19 protein-coding genes are annotated in these 20,016 nt (G+C 68.2%); 14 read left to right on the forward strand and 5 right to left on the reverse strand.

Features of this window, described 5'->3' with window-relative positions; genetic code table 11:
* Window positions 1-15: 15 nt before the first annotated feature.
* Genes E5679_RS10460 through E5679_RS10480 form a run of 5 tightly spaced genes read left to right on the forward strand, consistent with a single transcriptional unit; the run spans window position 16 to window position 5,513 of the window.
* Window positions 16-339: a sarcosine oxidase subunit delta gene (locus E5679_RS10460; RefSeq protein ID WP_138415502.1), complete on the forward strand. Its 324-nt coding sequence runs from the start codon at window positions 16-18 to the stop codon at window positions 337-339.
* On the forward strand, window positions 336-3,260 hold the full coding sequence (locus tag E5679_RS10465) for a sarcosine oxidase subunit alpha family protein (protein WP_138415504.1): 2,925 nt from the start codon (window positions 336-338) through the stop codon (window positions 3,258-3,260). The genes E5679_RS10460 and E5679_RS10465 overlap by 4 nt, the downstream gene beginning before the upstream one ends.
* Window positions 3,253-3,885, forward strand: coding sequence for a sarcosine oxidase subunit gamma (locus E5679_RS10470; RefSeq protein WP_138415506.1), 633 nt, complete (start codon window positions 3,253-3,255; stop codon window positions 3,883-3,885). Before E5679_RS10465 ends, E5679_RS10470 begins: the two co-directional genes overlap by 8 nt.
* Window positions 3,885-5,261 (forward strand): L-serine ammonia-lyase, encoded by a 1,377-nt coding sequence (locus E5679_RS10475; protein ID WP_138415508.1) that lies wholly within the window; start codon window positions 3,885-3,887, stop codon window positions 5,259-5,261. Before E5679_RS10470 ends, E5679_RS10475 begins: the two co-directional genes overlap by 1 nt.
* A gap of 24 nt (window positions 5,262-5,285) precedes the next feature.
* Window positions 5,286-5,513, forward strand: coding sequence for a hypothetical protein (locus E5679_RS10480; RefSeq protein ID WP_249336069.1), 228 nt, complete (start codon window positions 5,286-5,288; stop codon window positions 5,511-5,513).
* Between the two features lie 61 nt (window positions 5,514-5,574).
* Here E5679_RS10480 and E5679_RS10485 read toward each other — a convergent pair whose 3' ends face one another.
* On the reverse strand, window positions 5,575-5,778 hold the full coding sequence (locus E5679_RS10485; protein WP_138415510.1) for a hypothetical protein: 204 nt from the start codon (window positions 5,776-5,778) through the stop codon (window positions 5,575-5,577).
* Between the two features lie 200 nt (window positions 5,779-5,978).
* Between E5679_RS10485 and E5679_RS10490 the strand changes: the two genes are divergently transcribed.
* Together E5679_RS10490 and E5679_RS10495 are read left to right on the forward strand one after the other, a co-directional pair.
* Complete coding sequence (locus E5679_RS10490) at window positions 5,979-7,361, forward strand: HNH endonuclease signature motif containing protein (protein ID WP_171042328.1); 1,383 nt, start codon at window positions 5,979-5,981, stop codon at window positions 7,359-7,361.
* A 152-nt stretch (window positions 7,362-7,513) separates the two neighbouring features.
* Window positions 7,514-7,852, forward strand: a complete 339-nt coding sequence (locus tag E5679_RS10495) for a DUF1003 domain-containing protein (protein WP_249336076.1) — start codon at window positions 7,514-7,516, stop codon at window positions 7,850-7,852.
* Here the strand turns inward: E5679_RS10495 and E5679_RS10500 are convergent.
* Both E5679_RS10500 and E5679_RS10505 read right to left on the reverse strand, forming a co-directional pair.
* A complete protein-coding gene (locus E5679_RS10500) occupies window positions 7,734-8,639 on the reverse strand; it encodes a bifunctional 5,10-methylenetetrahydrofolate dehydrogenase/5,10-methenyltetrahydrofolate cyclohydrolase (protein ID WP_138415514.1) in 906 nt (301 codons plus the stop codon). The two genes, E5679_RS10495 and E5679_RS10500, sit on opposite strands and share 119 nt — an antisense overlap.
* Entirely contained in the window at window positions 8,636-9,259 is a 624-nt protein-coding gene (locus E5679_RS10505) for a cyclodeaminase/cyclohydrolase family protein (protein ID WP_138415516.1), read from the reverse strand. The genes E5679_RS10500 and E5679_RS10505 overlap by 4 nt, the downstream gene beginning before the upstream one ends.
* 194 nt (window positions 9,260-9,453) lie before the next feature.
* Here E5679_RS10505 and E5679_RS10510 point away from each other — a divergent pair, with 194 nt between their 5' ends.
* The 4 genes from E5679_RS10510 (at window position 9,454) to E5679_RS10525 (ending at window position 13,808) form a co-directional block, all read left to right on the forward strand.
* Window positions 9,454-10,638 carry an NAD(P)/FAD-dependent oxidoreductase gene (locus tag E5679_RS10510; RefSeq protein WP_138415518.1) on the forward strand — a complete coding sequence of 395 codons (1,185 nt, stop codon included), beginning with the start codon at window positions 9,454-9,456 and terminating at the stop codon, window positions 10,636-10,638.
* A 63-nt stretch (window positions 10,639-10,701) separates the two neighbouring features.
* Window positions 10,702-11,898, forward strand: coding sequence for an aromatic ring-hydroxylating oxygenase subunit alpha (locus E5679_RS10515; RefSeq protein WP_138415520.1), 1,197 nt, complete (start codon window positions 10,702-10,704; stop codon window positions 11,896-11,898).
* A 17-nt stretch (window positions 11,899-11,915) separates the two neighbouring features.
* A complete protein-coding gene (locus E5679_RS10520) occupies window positions 11,916-12,266 on the forward strand; it encodes a bifunctional 3-phenylpropionate/cinnamic acid dioxygenase ferredoxin subunit (protein WP_138415648.1) in 351 nt (116 codons plus the stop codon).
* Window positions 12,267-12,299: 33 nt separating this feature from the next.
* On the forward strand, window positions 12,300-13,808 hold the full coding sequence (locus tag E5679_RS10525; RefSeq protein ID WP_138415522.1) for an MFS transporter: 1,509 nt from the start codon (window positions 12,300-12,302) through the stop codon (window positions 13,806-13,808).
* Window positions 13,809-13,925: 117 nt separating this feature from the next.
* On the opposite strand, the gene E5679_RS10530 is transcribed toward E5679_RS10525, so the two are convergent.
* The gene (locus E5679_RS10530; protein WP_212746925.1) at window positions 13,926-14,252 is read right to left on the reverse strand and encodes a CBU_0592 family membrane protein; all 327 of its coding nucleotides are present in this window, start codon (window positions 14,250-14,252) and stop codon (window positions 13,926-13,928) included.
* Window positions 14,253-14,262: 10 nt separating this feature from the next.
* Entirely contained in the window at window positions 14,263-14,784 is a 522-nt protein-coding gene (locus E5679_RS10535; RefSeq protein ID WP_138415524.1) for a hypothetical protein, read from the reverse strand.
* A gap of 391 nt (window positions 14,785-15,175) precedes the next feature.
* Between E5679_RS10535 and betA the strand changes: the two genes are divergently transcribed.
* From betA to E5679_RS10550, 3 genes are read left to right on the forward strand one after another with little or no spacing between them, the layout of a single operon-like run.
* Window positions 15,176-16,855: a choline dehydrogenase gene (gene betA, locus E5679_RS10540; protein ID WP_138415526.1), complete on the forward strand. Its 1,680-nt coding sequence runs from the start codon at window positions 15,176-15,178 to the stop codon at window positions 16,853-16,855.
* Window positions 16,852-17,937, forward strand: coding sequence for a quaternary amine ABC transporter ATP-binding protein (locus E5679_RS10545; protein WP_138415528.1), 1,086 nt, complete (start codon window positions 16,852-16,854; stop codon window positions 17,935-17,937). The genes betA and E5679_RS10545 overlap by 4 nt, the downstream gene beginning before the upstream one ends.
* The gene (locus E5679_RS10550; RefSeq protein WP_138415530.1) at window positions 17,934-19,979 is read left to right on the forward strand and encodes an ABC transporter permease; all 2,046 of its coding nucleotides are present in this window, start codon (window positions 17,934-17,936) and stop codon (window positions 19,977-19,979) included. The genes E5679_RS10545 and E5679_RS10550 overlap by 4 nt, the downstream gene beginning before the upstream one ends.
* Window positions 19,980-20,016 lie beyond the last annotated feature (37 nt).

The raw sequence follows: 20,016 nt of genomic DNA on the forward strand, positions 1-20,016 counted from the left end.
CAGAAGGAGCCAGCGATGCTTCTCATCAGCTGCCCGAACTGCGGGCCCCGCGACGAGACCGAGTTCCACTACGGCGGGCAGGCCCACGTGGCGTACCCGGAGGACCCCAACGCCCTCACCGACGAGGAGTGGGGCCGGTACCTCTTCTACCGCGAGAACCCCAAGGGCCTCTTCGCCGAGCGGTGGGTCCACTCCGGCGGATGCCGGAAGTGGTTCAACGCCGTCCGTGACACCGCGACCTACCGCATCGCCGCCGTCTACCGGATGGGCGAGACCCAGCCATCCCTCGCCACCGGCGAGAGGGCGGCAGGCGACAAGATTTCAGGAGGAGTCAAATGAGCCGCCAACCGTTCCGGCTGCGTGAGGGCGGACGCATCGACCGCTCGAAGGAGCTCTCGTTCACCGTCGATGGACGCGCCTACACGGGTCACCCGGGCGACACGATCGCGTCAGCCCTCCTGGCCGCGGGCGTCGTCGAGACGGCCCCTTCGATCTACCTCAAGCGCCCGCGCGGCATCCTTGCCGCTGGCCTTGAGGAGCCCAACGCGCTCGTCAAGGTCCGCCGCCCCGGCCAGTCGGTGACGGAGTCCATGCTGCCGGCCACCGCCGTCGAACTCGTCGAGGGGATCGAGGCGCAGTACCTGTCCGGCCTCGGCCAACTCGACCCGGCCGAGGACACCTCGGTCTACGACAAGAAGCACGTCCACGCCGATGTCCTCGTTGTCGGCGCCGGCCCGGCCGGCCTCGCCGCGGCCCGCGAGGCGGCCTCGACCGGCGCCCGCGTGATCCTCGTCGACGACCAGCCCGAGCTCGGCGGCTCGCTGCTCTCGAACCCGCACGCGAGCATCGCCGGCGTCCCGGCCCTCGAGTGGGTGGCGGGGGTTCGCGCCGAGCTCGAAGCGGCCGACGAAGTGACCGTGCTGACCCGCGCCAACGCCTTCGGCAGCTACGACGCGAACTACATCATCGCCGTCGAGAACCGCACCGATCACCTCGGCGCGTTCGCCTCGGAGCTCCCGGGCGTCTCGCGGCAGCGCCTGTGGCACATCCGTGCGCAGCAGGTGATCCTCGCGACCGGCGCGCACGAGCGCCCGATCGTCTTCCGCAACAACGACCGCCCCGGCGTCATGCTCGCCTCCGCAATGCGGACGTACCTCAACCGGTACGGCGTCACGGCGGGTTCCCGCGTGGTCGTCTCGACCACCAACGACAGCGTCTACGACCTCGTCGCCGAACTCATCGAAGCTGGGCTTCAGGTCGCCGCCGTCGCGGACGCCCGCCCGGAGCTCTCCCCCGCCGCCAAGGCGGCGGTGGCTGCCGGCGTCGTCGTCCTTCCTGCGGCGACGGTTGTAGACACAGCCGCAGGCACCGTGGGGAGCCCTCGCGTCACCAGTGCAACGATCCGGGAGATCGACGCTGACGGCACGCCGACGGGCAGCCGCCAGGACATCGCCTGCGACCTCGTCGCCGTCTCGGGCGGCTGGAGCCCGCTGGTTCACCTGCACAGCCAGCGCCAGGGCAAGATCCGCTGGGACGACGACCTCGCGGCGTTCGTGCCATCGGGTGCGGTCGAGGGCCAGCAGGTCGTCGGGGCGGCGCGTGGCAGCTTCGTCCTCGAGGACGGCATCGCCGAGGGCACCAACGCTGGCGCGGTCGCCGCGTTCAACGCAGGCTTCGTCAACGAGGGCGGCGCCCACGCGATCGCCGTCTCCTACAACGCCCTCCATGTAGCCGGCACCACGCGCCCGCTCTGGGTGGTCCGGGGCGAGGACGGCACCCTCGACGGGCTCGACGAGCACTTCGTGGACTTCCAGCGCGACCAGACCGTCAACGATGTCCTCCGCGCCACCGGGGCGGGCATGCGCAGCGTCGAGCACGTCAAGCGCTACACCTCCATCAGCACGGCCAACGACCAGGGCAAGACCTCCGGCGTGAACGCGATCGGTGTCATCGCCGCCGCGCTCAACAACGGCCTGACGCCCGGCGAGATCGGCACGACGACGTACCGGGCCCCCTACGCGCCGGTCGCCTTCGCGGCGCTCGCCGGCCGGGAGCGCGGGGAGCTGTTCGACCCCGAGCGCCTCACCTCGATCCATCCGTGGCACGTGGCGCACGGCGCGGAGTTCGAGCTCGTGGGCCAGTGGCTGCGGCCCTGGTACTACCCGCAGCCGGGCGAGTCCATGGACGACGCGGTGTACCGCGAGTGCGCCGCCGTCCGGAACTCGGTGGGCATGATGGACGCGACGACGCTCGGCAAGATCGAGATCTGGGGCAAGGATGCGGGCGAGTTCCTCAACCGCATCTACACCAACGCCTTCAAGAAGCTCGCCCCCGGCTCGGCCCGCTATGGCGTCATGTGCACCCCGGACGGCATGATCTTCGACGACGGCGTCACCCTGCGAGTCGACGAGAACCGCTACTTCATGACGACGACGACGGGCGGCGCCGCGCGCGTCCTGGACTGGCTCGAGGAGTGGCACCAGACCGAGTGGCCCACGCTCGACGTGAACTTCACGTCGGTGACGGAGCAGTGGACGACGGTCGCAGTTGTCGGCCCCAAGTCTCGCGCGGTGATCTCCAAGGTCGCGCCGGAGCTCGATGTCAGCAACGAGGCGTTCCCGTTCATGACGTTCCGCGAGACCACGCTCGCCTCGGGCATCCCCGCCCGCGTGTGCCGGATCTCGTTCTCCGGCGAGCTCGCGTTCGAGGTCAACGTCTCAGGCTGGTACGGGCAGCAGGTCTGGGAGGACATCTTCGAGGCCGGCGCCGAGTTCGACATCACGCCGTACGGCACGGAGACCATGCACGTGCTCCGCGCCGAGAAGGGCTACCCGATCGTCGGCCAGGACACCGACGGCACGGTGACGCCGCAGGATGCTGGCATGGAGTGGATCGTCTCGAAGGCGAAGGACTTCATCGGCAAGCGCTCGTACTCGCGCGAGGACTCGGCCCGCACGGACCGCAAGCACCTCGTCTCGCTCCTGCCGGTGGACCCGACGTTCCGCCTCCCGGAGGGCGCACAGCTCGTCGAGTCCGGCATCTCGGTCAACCCGGCCTACGGCCCCGTGCCGATGCTCGGCCACGTGACTTCGAGCTACCACTCCGCCGCGCTCGGGCGCTCGTTCGCCCTGGCGCTCATCAAGAACGGCCGGAACCGCATCGGCCAGACCCTGGTGGCCCCGGTGGGCAACCAGCTCGTCGACGTCATCGTCGGCGACACCGTCCTCTACGATCCGGAAGGGAAGCGCCGCGATGGCTGAGACTCTCACCCCCACCCCGAAGCACCTCAGCACGGCCGACCTGCGCCGCAGCCCGGCGGGCCACCTCGCCGCCAGATTCAAGGCAGCCGAGGTGGCGGGCCCCTACAGCGTCGCGCTGCGCGAGGTGCTGTTCCTGACCCAGGTCGGCCTCCGCATCGTCCCGGGCACGGACGCGGCCCGCCGGGTCGAGGCCCGGCTCGGGACGCAGCTGCCGACGCGCGTCGGCGAGGTCGCCATCGGCACCGGCCTCTCGGTCCTGTGGCTGAGTCCCGACGAGTTCCTGGTCGTCTCGGCCGCGGACCCCGCCGAGCTCACCGCTCGCCTCGCCGGGGCCATCGGAACCGAGCCGGGCTCCGCCGTCGACCTCTCCGCGAACCGCACGACCTTCGAGCTCAGCGGGAAGGCCGCGCGCGAGGTCCTCGAGAAGGGGTGCCCGCTCGACCTGCACCCTCGGGTGTTCGCCGTCGGCTCGGCGTACGTGACCTCGCTCGGGCCGGTCCCCATCCTCCTCTGGAAGACGGGCAGCGAGACCTACGAGATCTACCCGCGGGCGTCATTCGCTGATTACCTCGGCCGCTGGCTGCTCGACGCCATGGCGGAGTTCAAGGCGCTGGAGCTGCTCTGATGGCGCTCAGCGCGCTGGACATGTTCTCGGTGGGCATTGGCCCTTCGTCGTCGCACACTGTCGGGCCGATGCGCGCGGCCGTCCTGTTCACGGACGGCCTGCGAGCGGCCGGGCTGCTGGGCGCCGTCGAACGGGTCCAGGCCGAGCTGTTCGGCTCGCTCGGGGCGACCGGGCACGGGCACGGCTCGGACAAGGCCGTGATCCTGGGGCTGCAGGGAGAGCGGCCCGAGACCGTGGACACGGACACGGCCGACGCTCGGGTCGCCGCGGCCGGGGCTGAGGGCAAGCTGCTGCTCGCGGGGGAGCGCTACATCGCGTTCTCCCGTGAGCGGGACGTCGTGATGCACCGCCGCCGATCGCTGCCGGCCCACCCCAACGGGATGGTCTTCAGGGCGTACGACGGCGGAGGCTCGCTTGTCCGCGAGGGCACCTTCTACTCGGTGGGGGGCGGGTTCGTCGTGGACGAGGACGCGGTCGGCGCGGACCGCATCGTGGAGGACTCCACGGAGCTGCCGTACCCGTTCACCACGGGCGCCCAGCTTCTGGAGCACTGCCGCCGCGAGGGCAAGCGGGTGAGCGACATCATGCTCGCCAACGAGCTCGCGTGGCGGAGCGAGGAGGATCTGCGGGCGGAGCTGCTTCACATCTGGGAGGTCATGAAGGAGTGCGTGCGCAACGGGTGCACGCGCACGGAGAAGCTCCTCCCGGGTGGGCTGAAGGTTCCGCGGCGGGCGCCGAAGCTGCTCGCGGACCTCGAGGCCGCCAACGACCAGACGGACCCGATCCGAGCCATGGACTGGGTGAACCTGTTCGCGCTGGCGGTGAACGAGGAGAACGCCTCGGGCGGTCGGATCGTCACGGCGCCCACGAATGGGGCGGCGGGGATTGTGCCGGCCGTGCTGCACTACTACACGACGTTCGTTCCCCGGGCCGACGACGACGGGGTCGTGCGCTTCCTCCTCACCGCCGCGGCGGTGGGGATCCTGTTCAAGGAGAACGCCTCGATCTCCGGTGCCGAGGTCGGGTGCCAGGGCGAGGTCGGCTCGGCGTGCGCGATGGCGGCCGGTGGGCTGTGCGAGGTCCTGGGCGGAACGCCGGAGCAGGTGGAGAACGCGGCCGAGATCGGCATCGAGCACAATCTGGGTCTCACGTGCGACCCGGTGGGCGGGCTCGTGCAGATCCCGTGCATCGAGCGGAACGCGGTGGCGAGCAACAAGGCCATCAACGCCGCGCGCATCGCGCTGCGCGGGGACGGCAGCCACAAGGTCTCTCTCGACAAGGCCATCAAGACCATGCGCGAGACGGGGGCCGACATGAAGGTCAAGTACAAGGAGACCTCCCGCGGCGGACTCGCCGTGAACGTCATCGAGTGCTGATACGTGGAGAACGGGTGATTGTGCATGTTGTTGCAGGCAAGCGCCATCAAGAGCCCAACGGGCCGGGGGCGTCGTGAGGACTGGTCGCAGCTCGTGGGGCGCACCGTGGAGGTGTGGCTCGGGGCCAACCTCGTGAGTACAGGCATCGTGGACCAGGCGACGTCCGACGACATGGTCGTGTGGATCGCTGCGCAGGGCATCCAGCGTCGGAAGCTCTACGACAAGCTCACCGGCTACGAAGTCTGGGCCTGAACCCCACCGCACACACAGGGGCGGCCTCCGCGAGGAGGCCGCCCTTGTTCTTTCAGTCGACTCAGTCGATCAGGGTCGCGCTGAAGCGCGATTGGGCTACATCGAACTCGACGACACGGACCCGTACCGTGGCGCCGACCGCGGCACTGCCTCCGCGGACGAGCCCGTGCACGCCGGATTCGGACTCGACGAAGAATCCGAACGGCTTGGCGGACGTGACGACGACGTCGATCTCATCACCAGGCTTCAGGAGGATTCCGGCCATATGGCTCACCCCCTTCCCATCTCGGGCGCGCCCGGGCTCTGCCGGGACCGCACGCATCACCGATTCTATGCCCACCAGATAGTACCTATGTTCGTCAAGATGTCTATTCTATGATAAATTGAGAACATACTTTCTATCTGATGTTGGGGGCATCGATGGTGGGGGCTGGGTTTTCGGAAGGGCCGGAGGGTTCGGGCGCTGTGCTGCTCGAGCCGGCGCCGGGGTCATTGCTCGTCGGCGAGCTGTGGCATCCCGACCCGTCCACGCTCACGGGGGAGCAGGCCCGGCAGGTGCTCACTGACATCGTGGCGATGCGCTCGTTCCTGGCCGCGGTCGAGGCGCTCGCGGTGGAGCGCGTGCGTCTGGCGTGTGTGGAGGAGGCCCGGCGCGCCGCCGAGCCTGGCGCCGGATCGCGGGCGCAACGGTTCGGCGGAGATGTGGGGCGGGCACTGGCGGTGTCCGAGGTCGCGGTTGCGGAAGGCATCGGAGAGCGCGCTGCGGCCAAGCTGCTCGACGCGGCAGAATCGTTGTGCGGAGTTCAGCTCATGGTCCTGGACCGGCTCGAGGCCGGGATGCTCACCGAAGCGCATGCCCGCGTGATCACCGAGGAGACCGCGACCCTGCCCGAGTCGACGGCGGGGGAGTTCGGCATCGAGTGCCTGCGCCGGCTTCACACCCGCACCGGGAGGCGACGTACCCCGGCGGAGTTCCGTGCTGCGGTGCGGTCCCTGCGCGAGCGAATGCACCCTGATTCGATCCGTGCGCGTCGTTCTCGGGCGGAGAAGGACCGGGGCGTGTGGGTGAAGCCTGAGCCGGATGGGATGTGTACCCTGACGGCGTACCTGCCGGCCGAGGTCGGGCTCGCGGCGTTCAACCGTGTCGACGCCCTCGCGAGATCCCAGCGGGAGGCCGACCCCGACGAGGCCAGGACCCTGCCGCAGTTGCGCGCCGACGCCCTCGCCGCAACCCTGCTCGGGAGCGCGCAGGACGGCTCAGAGAGAAGCTTCGAGGAGGTTCCGGCGCCGGCCGCGGAGGTCGTGGTGCACATTCCGGTGGGGACGCTGCTGGGGGCCGAGGAGGAGCCGGGCGTCCTGGAGGGTTACGGTCCGATCGAGGCGGCAACGGCCCGCGCGCTGGCGGTCGCGGCCCCTACGTGGCAGCGGCTCTTCGACTCGGATGACGGGGTGCCGCTGTCGCTGGGGCGGGTTGCATATCGACCGTCGAAGGGGCTGCGACGCTTTATCGAGTACCGCGACGGGATCTGCCAGTTCCCCTCCTGCACCCGCCCCGTGCGCCGAGCTGAGGCCGACCACATCGTGGAGTGGCAGCACGGGGGCACCACGGACGCAGCGAATCTGCAGCTTCTGTGCCGCAAGCACCACGCGCTCAAGAGTCTCGGCCTCTGGCAGGCCGAGCGCCTCGAGGCCAACCCAGACGGCAGTGCCGGGGACCTTCGCTGGACCTCGCCCCTCGGTGGCCGCGCCGTCGCCGGCCCCGCCGGCCGCGGCCCCGCCGGCCGCGGACTCGACCCCACCGCGGAATCGCCGCCATCGCAGAGCGACCCGGACCCGCCGCCCTTCTAGGCGTTGCCACGTACGCTGGGTGAATGGCCGAAGAGATCTCCAATTGGCATCAGCAGCACAAGGAGTAGCTCAGTTCTGGCCAGCGCGCCGCTGACATCATGCGAAACGGCATGGGCAGTTGGTGGTTTGTCGCCGGCTTTGTCGTCTTCATGATGCTCTGGGCTGCGCTGAATTCGGTGCTCCTCGTCAACGCTGGCTGGGATCCCTACCCGTACATTCTGCTGAACCTCTTCCTGTCGATGCTCGCTGGCCTTCAGGGCGCCATCCTGCTGATTGCCGCAAAACGGCAGGACGCGATCGCTGCTGCCATGGCGCAACACGACTATGAGACCAACGTCCGTGCCAAGGCGGAGATCGAACAGCTGATGGCGGTCAACCGCGAGCAGCTGGAGATGCTTCAGGAGCTTCGCGTCCTTCTGCATCGCGGGGACGCTCGACCCGATTCCCCCTCCAAGCCTCGACCGTATGGAGCAGCAGGAGAGCGGTCGTAACTGACCCGACGCCGCCTGGGACTGGAGAGAACGCGGAGGCGACTTCTGAGATTGAAGCCTCGTCGGCGTCCCCCGCGAGCCTGCCGTCGGGGAGGACGTGGGTGCCGACGTCGACCACAACTGCGCCGGGCGAGATGTGCTCCGAGCTCAGCAGCCGCGCTTTGCCGGCGGCCACCACCACGATGTCGGCTGGCTGAGTGAACCGTGCCAACGGAACCGACCGGGAATGGCACACGGTCACGGTTGCGTCGCGCTGCAGGAGCAGGTGGGCGAGCGGTTTGCCGACGACGGTCGAGCGCCCGACGACTGCGACGTGACGACCGCTCACGGGGATACCGTGGTGATCGAGCAGTTCGATGACTGAGCGGGCGGTTGCGGGGGCAAAGGCGCACTCGCCCACGGCAAGGCGGCCGAGGCTCACGGGATTGGCGCCGTCGACATCCTTCTCCGGCGGAATGAGCCCCACGAGCTGTGCGGGCGATACACCAGGCGGAAGCGGGGTCTGCAGGATGAGGCCATGCACGCCGGGGTCTTCGGCGAGGGACACGATTTCTGCCTCCAGCTTCGCCTGAGACGCCCCCGCCCCGAGGTCGATGACGCGGCAGTCGACCCCTGCCTTCCCGGCGGCGCTGGCGATGGAGCGGACGTACCAGTGGGTGGCGTCGTCCTCAGTCGCGACGACAACCGCGAGAGTGGGGCGGCCGCCGTCGAGACTCTGGATGTCCGCCGTGACCTGGGCCTTGATCTTCCGGGCGAGTTCCTTGCCGCCGAGCAGTTGCGCGGTCACCGGAGGATCTGCTTCCTGACCCGCTGTGAGAGCGAGTCGGCCTCCTCGATGACCACATCTGCCGTCTCGATGGCAGCGACGAGCGCGGAAAGGACGTCGCTGTCCTTGATCCCGGAGAGATTGATCTCGAGGTTCACTCGCGCGGTGGCGGCGGCGGCGCGGGCGGCCTCGGCGGCGGCCGCGACGTCACTGATGACATTCGGATTGCTGAAGTCCACGAGCCGCTGGCCGAGCTGCACGAGAGCGTCCGCAACAGTGACGAGCTCACGCGGCGGAACCGCGGCGGCGACCAGAGACGACTGGATGGCGTGGGTTCGCGCTGCCTTCTCGTCGTCGGTGCTGCGCGGCAGCCCGTAGGCGGCGATGACGGATCCGAAGGCCTCCTCGTCCGCGTCGGCAAGGGCAATGGCGATGTGCCGGAGCTCCTCGGCGCGCTCGAGGACGTCCTGCACCTCAGCCGCGTGCTCGGCAAACTTCGGACCTGTGCTGAACCTGGCCACCATGCTCAGGAGGGCCGCGGCCTGAGCCGCGTGCAGTGCGCCGGCTGCCCCGCCCCCTGGGGTCGGCTCGCCGGATGCAAGCCGGCAGAGGTAGTCCTCGATCGTCTCGGAACTGCTCACGGGATCTCCAATTGCTCTCATATGCATCTGATACGCCATTGATATATCAACGCACCTTAGGGCAGCTGTAAAGCCTCGGTCAACGCACCTTCTTCTCTTCCGCGCAATCTCTTGACATGCGCCTGTGACGTGGCCCACTGTTGTGCATAGCGAATCAAGTTGCAATTGCTGCAATTGGTGTAAGGGGAGCGTTCATGAAGACTCTTGCCATCGTGGGATCGTCCCTCGCGGGGCTTTCCGCGGCCCGGGCGGCCCGCGCCGAAGGCTTCGATGGCCGGCTGCTGATGATCGGCGACGAGGTGCATCGCCCCTATGACCGACCACCGCTCAGCAAGGATTTCCTCGCGGGAAAAGTGGGCCAGGAGACACTGAGCCTTGAAGACCCTACCGAAGATCTGTCAGCCGAGTGGATGCTCGGGGAGCGGGCCGTCGCGCTCGACGCCGGGGAGCGCGCCGTCGTCCTTGCCAACGGCCAGCGGGTGGCGGCCGACGGCGTGGTGATCGCCACCGGGTCGACCGCTCGGACGCTTCCACAGTTCGAAGGCCTTGAGAACGTCTACACCCTCCGTACGCTGGACGACGCTGTTGCACTCCGCGAGGAACTCCGGCCCGGGGCGCGGCTGCTCGTCCTCGGGGCTGGCCTCATTGGTGCCGAGGTGGCGTCGACGGCGCTGGCCGCGGGAGTCGAGGTCACGTTGCTGGGCGGTCCGAGAGTGCCGCTCACCAGGAGCGTCGGCGCCCACATGGGTGCAGTGCTCGCAGGTCTCCACGCCGCCCATGGCGTCACGTTCATCCAGAACGCAGTCCTCGAATCCGTGCGCTCAGAGGGAGCGCGCCTGCTGTCTGTGGGGCTGAGCGATGGCCGGGTCGTCGAGGCCGACGCCGTCCTGGTCGCCGTGGGCGGCGAAGCCGCCACGGCGTGGCTCGAAGGATCCGGGGTGGCGACGGCCGACGGCGTGATCTGCGACGACCATGGTCGGACGCGCGTCCCCGGCGTGGTCGCCGTGGGCGACTGCGCGGCATGGGAGGACCAGCACCTCGGGCGGCACCACCGCCACGGACATTGGAACTCCGCGTTGACGCAGCCTGCCCGTGCGATCAAGGCGCTCCTTGGAACCCCGGACCCTCAGCCTGTCGCTACCCTTCCCTACTTCTGGTCCGACCAGTACGGCATCCGGATCCAGTTCAGTGGCCATGCCGAACTCGCCGACCGGGTGGAAATCGAGGAGGGCGACCTCTCGACCCACACCTTCCTCGCGGCGTACTACCGGGGCGAGCAGCCGATTGGCCTGCTCAGCAGCGGCCAACCGCGGCTCTTCGGCAAGCGCCGCCGCCAGCTCGAGCGCTCGCTCGCCGCCCAGACCTTCACTTTTTCCTGATTTATCGCTGTTCAGAAGACTTTTCGCTACTCAGCACATTTTTGCTATTCAGAAGGAGACGAGATGACCACTGCACCGGAGAAGCTTGCCGCCCAGGGCACGCACGAGAAGATCTCGGAGAGCCTGATCTCCACGCTTCCTGGCTACACCTATGTGGACGAGGGCGTCTTCGAGGCTGAGCAGGAGCGCATCTTCGAGCAGATGTGGTTCTGCGCCGTGCGCTCGGCCGATCTTGAGAAGCCGGGCTCGTTCAAGACGGTCCAGATCGGCCGCGAGAGCGTTATCGTCAGCTGCAACCGCAAGGGCGAGATCCGCGCGTTCTTCAACATCTGCCGCCACCGTGGCGTCAAGCTGTGCATGGAGGAGTCGGGTCAGGCCGAGCGCTCCTTCCAGTGCCCGTACCACGCATGGACCTATGACCTCGACGGCAAGCTCATCGCTGCACCGAACCTGACCAAGATGCCGGACATCGACCGGCACGAGCACGGCCTCGTGAAGGTCCACATCCGCGAGTACCTCGGCTACGTCTGGCTCTGCCTCGCAGAGGAGCCGCCCTCCTTCGAAGAGGACGTCATGGGCGCCATCGAGGAGCGCCTCGGCGACGTGCATAAGATCGACGGCTACGACGTCGCGAACCTGAGCCTCGGCCGCCGGATCACGTACGACGTCAAGGCCAACTGGAAGCTCATCATCGAGAACTTCATGGAGTGCTACCACTGCGCCACGATCCACCCGGAACTCACGGAGGTCCTCCCCGAATTCGCCGACGGTCTGGCCGCGCAGTACTTCGTGGGCCACGGCGCCGAGTTCGGCGAGAACATCAAGGGCTTCACGGTCGACGGTTCCGAGGGCCTCGACGTGATCCCCGGTGTCGCCGAGGATCAGGACCGCCGGTACTACGCCATCACCATCAAGCCGACCGTGTTCGTGAACCTCGTCCCCGACCACGTGATCATCCACCGTATGTTCCCGATGGCGGCGGACCGGACCATCGTCGAGTGCGACTGGCTCTACCTTCCGTCGGTGGTCGAGAGCGGCAAGGACGTCTCGGCCTCTGTCGAGCTCTTCCACCGCGTGAACCAGCAGGACTTCGACGCGTGCGAGCGCTGCCAGCCGGCGATGTCTTCGCGGATCTACGCCAAGGGCGGTGTGCTCGTGCCGAGCGAGCACCACATCGGGGCGTTCCACGACTGGGTCATGGACCAGGTCGGAGACGTCGTGCCGGAGAGCAGCCACGGGGTGCGGAAGGAAGTTCGATGAGCAGCGAGACCGACCAGATGATGCGCGTCTGCCCCCTGTCGCAGCTCGCGCGCGGGGACGCGATGCGACTCGAGACGCGGCCCCCGATCGCCCTCTTTCATACGGAGGAAGGCGAACTGTTCGCCATCGACGACACCTGTACCCATCAGGATGCGTCCCTAGCCGATGGCTACGTCGAGGGCTGCGAGGTGGAGTGCCCGCTCCACGCCTCCAAGTTCGATCTGCGCACGGGGAAGGTCGACGCCCCGCCGGCCAAGCTGCCCGTCCGCGTTCACACCGTCGAGGTCCTCGACGGCGACATCTACCTCAAGGAGTCCGAGGAGGAGCCCAATCTGCCGCCGGGCATCACCGTCGACGGCCACGTCTGAGCCGTCGACCATGTTCAGCGAAAGGAGCTCTTCATGACAGCAAAAGGTGATGTCACCATCGGTGAGGTGGAGAGTGTTCAGCCCAACCGACGTCGGCGTCTTGCGGTCTCCGACATCAACGTCGTAGACCATCCCACGCTCAAGAAGGCCATCGGCGGCATGATCGTCGGGAACACCATGGAGTGGTACGACGTCGGCGTTTTCGGCTACCTCATCACCACGATGGGTCCGGTGTTCCTTCCGGAGGCGGACAAGACGGTCCAGACGCTCTTCCTGCTCGGGACGTTCGCGGCCACGTTCATTGCGCGCCCGCTCGGCGGCGTAGTGTTCGGCTGGCTGGGGGACAGGGTGGGTCGCCAGAAGGTCCTCGCGGCCACCTTGATCCTCATGTCGGCCAGCACGCTGGCCGTTGGCCTCCTGCCGGGCTACGCACAGATCGGCGTGTGGGCCGCCGTGCTTCTGGTGATCCTGAAGCTGGTCCAGGGCTTCTCCACGGGCGGCGAGTACGCGGGGGCAACGACGTTCGTGTGCGAGTACGCACCGGACAAGCGCCGCGGCTTTTTCGCGAGCTTCTTGGACATGGGCTCGTACCTCGGCTTCGCCCTCGGGGCCGCGCTCGTCTCTGTGCTGCAGTTGGCCCTCGGGCAGAGCGCGATGGAACAGTGGGGCTGGAGGCTTCCGTTCCTCCTAGCCGGCCCGTTGGGGATCGTGGCCATCTTCTTCCGGAACAGGATCGAGGAATCGCCCCAGTTCCAGGCAACGCTGGACGCGCAGGAGGCGGCGGCCTCTCACGCGGTTGCCGCCGACAGCGCCTTCGCCAAGGGGCCGCTCGGTGTGGTGAGGGCCTACTGGCGGCAGATCCTGCTGGCCATGATCCTCGCGGCCGCCGCGAACACCGTTGGCTACGCCCTGACGTCGTACATGCCGACTTACCTGACGGAGTCGAAGGGCTACGATCCGGTGCACGGCACGCTGCTGACGATCCCCGTGCTGGTGGTGATGTCCCTCTGCATTCCCCTCACGGGCCGGCTGTCGGATCGGATTGGCCGTCGCCCCGTGCTCTGGATCGGCGCCGGAAGCACCGTGGTGCTCGCGGTTCCCGCGTTCCTGCTCATCTCGGTCGGCGCCATCTGGTCCACGCTGATGGGGCTTGCCCTGATCGCCTTCCCCGTCACGTTCTACGTGGCCAATCTGGCCTCGGCCCTTCCGGCGCAGTTCCCCACGTCGAGCCGCTACAGCGGCATGGGGATCGCGTACAACTTCGCCGTGGCCATCTTCGGCGGGACAACGCCGTTCATTGTCCAGGGGCTGATTCAGATCACCCGCAACGACATGGCCCCGGCGTACTACCTCATGGCGACGTCGGCGATCGGCGCCATTGCCGTCTATTTCCTGCGCGAGGCTGCGCAGCGCCCGCTGCCCGGCTCAATGCCGAGCGTGGACACGCGGGCCGAGGCGGACGAGCTGGTTGCCACGCAGGACTGGAACCCCCTCATCGATCTCGATGACATGCCGTTCGACCTCATGCGGTCTCGGCACTGAGTTCGGCGCCGGGAGGCCCACAGCCTCCCGGCCCCGGCTCGCATTCTGTGAACGGTGCTTCGGCGACTGATGCCTGGGGAGGTAGGAGTCGAAGCATCGCTCTCGGGAAACGAGCGCTCAGTCCTTCTCGCTGACACCCGCGAGTTCCACCAGGGTCTCCGGGGGCCCTGGCGGAGTCACGAGCATTTCACCCTGGAGCGGTTCGGGATGATGTCGCGGCATGCGGACGAGGGCGATCACAGAGATCAAGCCCCACGCGATATTCGTCACGACCGAGGGCCACGCACCGTGGAATGCTCCATTGACGATGAATGCGCAGGAGCCGATCAAATTCGCGATCTGAAAGCGGCGAGTTGGGCGCAACCAGCCCATCGAGACCGAGAGGTACGCAACGAGGACCGCAACGGCCCCGAACCACCCGACGATTTCGAACACTACATCCACGGTTTCCCCCTCATGCCGATGCCGTTTTCCGGCCAATGTGCAAGCGCCACGGGACGGCCAGCAGCGCAATTCCTTCGTCCTCTTGGCCCTCGGGCGAGAAGATTCCCCCGATCAGGCTTCCGGAATTCGTCGCAATGACGACGTTGTTCTGATCCACCACGCATGAGCCCGTGGGCAGGGGTTCCAGGAGCGGCGCGAATTGCGCCCGGAGTGGCCCGATCAGGACGTCGGCTGCGGCAGCCCCGATCATTCTGCCATCCTTCAGGGCAGCCTCGCCGAAGAACGACGATTCGCCGAGGGATCCCACCCCGTAGAGCACAGGCGCCCCTGTGCGCAGTGTGCGCTGGGCGTCCTCGTAGACGTCGGCGAGCTCGCCCGGGGTGCGATCCTCGGCAAGGGCGGCCTGGACTGCCTCGTCGGCGCGGGCCGCGGCGGCCGTGGTCTCCTCGATCTGCATCACGAGGGCTTTGAGGTCGCGGACGATGGCGCCGTCGTCGACTGTTCGCTGGGAGGCTGGGAGGCGAGCCTCCATCGCCGTCCGCGCATGAGGGGGCGGACGAGGATCGCTGACTGAGGCCCAGGCGAATCACAAGGCCCAAGCGAATCGTGTCGCCGAACTGCTTCTCCGCAGCCTCGACGTCGCCGTGATCCTCGTGGACGTCGAGGAACGGGCCCGCTCTTCTGATATGTGGGTTTGGGAGAGTCTGATATATCAATCAGGCTAGCCATCTCTGCGCCCCCGCGTCAACGGCCAATTTCCCCGCATTTCCCGCACCTGTTTCAGGTGCGTGACATTTTTCCCTCATGGCCCCAAAGTGCTTGACACTGCCTGTGACCTGACTCACTGTTGTGTATGCCGAACCCAGTTGCATGTGACGCAATTCGCTGGTCAACACCCCCAGAAGGGCCAAGGAGCAAGCAGCATGACAGCCAAACACTATGACTACATCATCGTCGGCGGGGGCAGCGCCGGCGCCGTGCTGGCCGATCGCCTCAGCGTCGAGGGGAATCAGTCAGTTCTCGTTCTCGAGGCCGGTCGAAGCGACTACCCGTGGGACCTGTTCATCCAGATGCCCGCAGCGCTGACGTTCCCCAGCGGCAATCGCTTCTATGACTGGCGGTACGAGTCGGATCCCGAGCCCTTCATGGGCGGACGGCGCGTAGCCCACGCCCGCGGCAAGGTGCTCGGCGGGTCGAGCTCGATCAACGGCATGATCTTCCAGCGCGGCAACCCCCTCGACTATGAACGCTGGGGAGCGGACGCAGGCATGGAGTCCTGGGACTTCGCTCACTGCCTCCCATACTTCAAGCGCATGGAGAACGCCCTGGCAGCCGCGCCCGATGACCCCTACCGCGGCCACGACGGTCCCCTGATCCTTGAGCGCGGCCCGGCGACGAACCCGCTGTTCCAGGCCTTCTTCGATGCCGCCGTCGAGGCTGGCTACCCCCGGACGGACGACGTCAACGGCTACCGGCAGGAGGGCTTCGGGCCGTTCGACCGGAACGTGCACAAGGGCGAGCGCTACTCGGCGTCGCGCGGCTACCTGCGCCCCGCCCGCAAGCGGCCCAACGTCACCGTCCAGACCCTCGCGTACGTCACGGGGATCGAGTTCCAAGGCAATCGCGCGACTGGCGTGACCTATCGCCACGCGGGCCAGACCCACACGGTGGGCGGTGGAGAGGTCATCCTCTGTGGCGGTGCATTCAACACGCCCCAGCTGCTCCAGCTCGCGGGTATCGGCGACCCGAAGCACCTCCGCTCCGTGGGTGTCACCCCGCGCGTCGAGCTTCCGGGCGTGGGAGAGAACCTCCAAGACCACCTCGAGGTCTACATCCAGCACGCGTGCCTTCAGCCGGTCTCGCAGCAGCCTTCGCTCGAGCTGTGGCGCATGCCGTTCATCGGCCTCGAGTGGCTCCTTGGCCGGAAGGGCCCGGCGGCCACGAACCACTTCGAGGGCGGCGGCTTTGTCCGCTCCAACGACGACGTCGAATACCCGAACCTCATGTACCACTTCCTCCCGGTCGCCGTCCGCTACGACGGCAAGAAGGCCGACGTCGAACACGGCTACCAGGTGCACGTGGGCCCCATGTACTCCGATGCCCGCGGCCAGCTCAAGATCCGCTCGACGGATCCCACGGCCCGTCCGTCGATCCTGTTCAACTACCTCTCCACCGAGCAGGACCGCCGCGAGTGGATCGAGGCGATCCGCGTGTCCCGCGAGATCCTCCGCCAGCCGGCCATGGCACCCTTCAACGGCGGTGAGATCTCGCCTGGCGCGGCGGTTCAGACGGATCAGGAGATCCTGGACTGGGTCGCCCGGGACGCCGAGACCGCCCTCCACCCGTCCTGCACGGCCAAGATGGGGCCCGCCTCGGACCCCCTGGCGGTCGTTGACCCGCTCACCATGCAGGTCCATGGCACGGAGGGCCTGCGCGTCGCGGACGCTTCCGCGATGCCGTACGTGACCAACGGCAACATCTTCGCCCCCGTCATGATGCTCGCGGAGAAGGCCGCGGACCTCATCCTCGGCCGCCAGCTCCCCGCGGAGCCCGAGCCGTTCTACCGCCATTCCACGGTCAGCGAGCTTGAGGAGGCATCATGACCGCACCGACACTGGACCCCGAAACTAGCCGCCGCGCGGCACGCCGCGCGGACTCCATCGAACCGGCCCTGAAGGTCGAAGGGCTGTGGAAGATCTTCGGCGCCAAGGCTGACCGGATCATCGGCACTCCGGACGAGCACCTCTCCAGGAAGGAGCTCCAGAGCAGGACCGGCTGCCTCGCTGCCGTGAAGGACGTCTCGTTCGAGGTGGCCCAGGGCGAGGTGTTCGTGGTGATGGGCCTGTCCGGCTCGGGCAAGTCCACGCTCGTGCGGCTGCTGACCCGGCTGATCGAGCCGACGGCGGGAACCGTGAGGATCGACGGGGAGGACGTGACCCAGGCGGGCAAGGCCCAGCTGCGGGCCCTGCGCAGGAACCACATGGCCATGGTCTTCCAGCAGTTCGGCCTCCTGCCGCACCGGAAGGTGATCGACAACGTTGCCTACGGCCTGGAGGTCCGCGGCGAGCCGAAGGCCAAGCGGCTGGCGCGCGCCCAGGAGATGGTGGACCTGGTGGGTTTGTCGGGGTACGAGGGGTCCTTCCCCGATCAGCTCTCGGGCGGCATGCAGCAGCGCGTGGGCCTGGCCCGCGCGCTGGCGGTGGACCCGCAGGTGCTGCTGTTCGACGAGCCGTTCTCCGCGCTGGACCCGCTGATTCGCCGCGACATGCAGAACGAGGTGTGCCGGCTCCACGAGGAGGTCGGCAAGACGATGGTCTTCATCACCCATGACCTGCAGGAGGCCCTGCGGCTGGGGGACCGGATCCTGATCATGCGCGACGGCGAGATCGTCCAGATCGGCACCCCCGCCGAGGTCGTGGCGAACCCCGCCGACGACTACGTGCGGGACTTCGTCTCCGATGTGCCGCGCTCGCACGTGCTCACCCTGCGCTACGTGGTCCGCCCCGCCCACGACGGCGAGTCCCTGGACGGGCCCGTGATGCAGGCGAACCAGATCGTCCGCGACGCGGCCCGCCAGGTCCTCGCGTCCTCCCTCCCGGTCCGGGTGTACGACGACGACCGCTTCCTCGGCGTGGTCGACGACGAGGACATCCTGCGCGTCGTCGTCGCCGAGGAGGGCGCATGAGCGCGACGGCGGTGCGCGAGCGCCCCACCGGGCCTGCCGCGCGCCCGCCGGCCACTACCCGAGCCAGCAGGCCGCGCATCTCGGTCCGGCGCCACTGGCGGCCGTTCCTGCTGGGCGCCGTCGTCGTCCTCTGGCTTGTCCTGTGGGCCGTCCTGAAGGGGACCCAGACGCTCGAGCTGGGCGGGGCCGAGAAGACGGACTTCCACCTCTGGCTCAACAGTGTCCGTGACAGCTTCGATGCCGCCCGCAGCAACTCGGCGGTCTTCGAGTACGTCGTCCAGCCGCTCACCGACGGGCTCAACGGGCTCGTGGCGTTCCTGCAGAGCCTCTTCAGCCAGCCCTCGGCCCTGCGGCCGGTGCCCCAGGTCGGCTGGCTCGGCGTCGTGGTGCTGCTGGCATGGCTGGCCTTCGCGCTCGCCGGGGTCCGCTCGATGCTCCTGGTCGGGGCGTGCGTGCTGCTGTTCGGCTTCTTCGGCTACTGGCAGCAGAGCATCGACACCCTCGTCGTCACGTTCGTTGCCGTGGGCCTGTGCGCAATCCTGGGGCCCCCGCTGGGGATCTGGATGGCCCGCAGCCGCCGCGTCTCGGCGATCATCTCGCCGGTGCTGGATCTGATGCAGACCCTGCCGTCGTTCGCGTACCTGGCCCCGCTCGCTCTTGTGTTCGGCATCGGCCCGGCCGCGGCGATCGTCACCACGATCATCTACTCGCTGCCGCCGCTGGTGCGCATCACCGAGCATGGCATCCGGAACGTCTCGCCCACCACGCTCGAGGCGGTGACCTCGATGGGCGGCACCGCCTGGCAGACCCTGACCAAGGTCCAGCTGCCCATGGCCCGCCGCACGATCGTCGTCGGGATCAACCAGTGCACGATGGCGGCCCTGTCGATGGCCACCATCGCCGCCCTCATCAACGGCCCGGGCCTGGGCCAGCCCGTCCTTCAGTCGCTGCAGTCCCTGGACGTCGGCTCGGCCTTCGTCTCGGGCCTGGCCATCGTCCTCATGGCGATCATGCTCGACCGCACGACGACGGCCGCCTCCGAGCGCTCCGGGATCGAAGCGCGCGTGGCGCGCGGGACAAGCGCGGGCGGCTTCCGCGGGCCGCGCGCCCGGCGTGTCGGCGTCATCGCCGGGGCGGTGATCGCCGCCGTCGCCATCTACCTCTCGCACAACTACCTCGCCCTGGCGAAGTTCCCGGCCTCCCCGGATCTGGGCGGGCCGCTGGGCAAGGCCGTCTCGGCCGCGACCAACTGGACCGTGGGCACGTTCTCCGGCTTCACCGGCTGGCTCAAGGACACCATCACCACCCTGCTGGTGAACCCGCTCGAGTCGCTGCTGGCACAGTCCCCGTGGTGGGTCATGGCGCTCGTGCTGCTCGGGATCGCCCTGGCCCTGGGCGGGCGGCGGGCCGCCGTCGCCGCGGCTGCCTGCGAGGCGGTAATCCTGGGAACGGGGCTGTGGAACGAGAGCATGAAGACCCTCGCCACAACCCTGGTGGCGACCCTCCTGGTCGTCGTGGCGGCCGTCGTCGTCGGCGTCTGGATGGGGCGCAGCAGGCTTGCCGATGCGATCATCCGGCCGGTGCTGGACGCGTTCCAGACCATCCCGTCTTTCGTCTACCTCGTCCCGGCACTGGCACTGTTCGGGCCCACCCGCTTCACCGCCATCGTCGCAGCCCTCGCCTACGGCGTGCCGATCGCGACCAAGCTCGTCGCGGACGGCATCCGCGGAGTCTCCCCGACCACGGTCGAGGCCGCGGAGTCGATGGGCACCACCGGCTGGCAGATGGTGTCCAAGGTCCAGGTGCCCATGTCCCGCGCCGCCGTCGTGCTGGCTGCGAACCAGGGCCTGCTGTACGTGCTCTCCATGGTCGTCGTCGGCGGGCTCGTCGGCGGCGGGGGGCTCGGCTACCTCGTGGTCTCCGGCTTCTCGCAGGGCCAGCTCTTCGGCAAGGGCCTGGCCGCCGGCATCGCCATCACCGCGCTCGGCATCATGCTCGACCGCATCACCCAGCACGCCGCTGCCCGCCTGGGCAGGGCTTAGAACCTCCAGCTGAACTTCCACCGACTGAACCTCACAG

Origin of the sequence: Sinomonas gamaensis (assembly GCF_005876955.1) — a bacterium.
In the GTDB taxonomy this organism is placed as follows: domain Bacteria; phylum Actinomycetota; class Actinomycetes; order Actinomycetales; family Micrococcaceae; genus Sinomonas; species Sinomonas gamaensis.